At 72.2% G+C, this 889-nt stretch carries 2 protein-coding genes; both read left to right on the forward strand.

Going from position 1 to position 889, the window contains the following annotated elements:
• The coding region (locus NN4_RS44635; RefSeq protein WP_186818939.1) for a sensor histidine kinase at nt 1-298 on the forward strand (298 nt) is incomplete at its 5' end.
• Nucleotides 295-889 (forward strand): DUF8320 family protein (locus NN4_RS44640; protein ID WP_503826355.1); only part of this gene is annotated, 595 nt, incomplete at its 3' end. The genes NN4_RS44635 and NN4_RS44640, both read left to right, overlap by 4 nt.

The following is an 889-nucleotide window of genomic DNA, read 5'->3' on the forward strand; positions in this document are numbered from 1 at the left end:
CGTGGCGACCGCGCTGGCCGCCGCGGTGGGTGAGGCGCTGCGCAACTGGCAGCGCCACGCCGGTTCGCCCACCCGCGCGGCCGAGTGCGCGGTGCGGGTGACGGCCGACGCGAATTCGGTGCGCGTCGATGTCATGGACGACGGCGTCGGATTCGATCCCGCATCGGTCCCGCCGGACCGAATCGGCTTGCGCGCCAGCATCACCGATCGGCTCGCCGAACTACCGGGCGGCTGGTCCGCCATCGATGCGGCGCCGGGTCGCGGCTGCCACGTCAGCGCCGGGTGGGTGGCGCGATGACGACGAACCAGACGGTCCGTGACGACGTACGCGACATCCTTGGCATGCGCACCCCGGCCGCGTGGCTGCTGTCGGGCCTGCTCGCCGTCGCGGTCTGTTCGATGGCGCTCGCCGCGACCGACGGCCTCCGCGATATCCGGTTCACCGCTCTCGCAGCGGTTCTCATCCTCGCCGCCGGTGCGTCGATGATCCTCGCGCCCGGCGACCCACTGCCGGTCCGATTCGCCGCGCCCGCCGCGCTGGCCGCCCCGCTCGCGTCCGCGCTGGCCATCTGGCAGCTGCCGATTCCGATGGACAACTCCACCCAGCTCTGGTTTCTCGGCGCGGGTTCGGCGTATCTGAACTTCCTCTGCGTGCGCGGCGCGCCGCTGTGGGCCTGGTCGGGCGTGCTCGGGCAGATCGCCGTCTGCGGCTGGTGGACCGCGCGCACCGGTCAGGGACTCCTGACCGGCGTGGGGTTCTCGTTCATCAACCTGACCCCGCTGCTGATGGCGACCTTCTTCGCCAGGGTGGTCCGCCCGATGGCGCATTCGATTCTCGCGCTGCGCCAACAAGATACCGACCGCGCCGCCGCCGAAGCCGCGGCGCAGG

Source organism: Nocardia ninae NBRC 108245 (genome assembly GCF_007990755.1).
GTDB lineage: Bacteria > Actinomycetota > Actinomycetes > Mycobacteriales > Mycobacteriaceae > Nocardia > Nocardia ninae.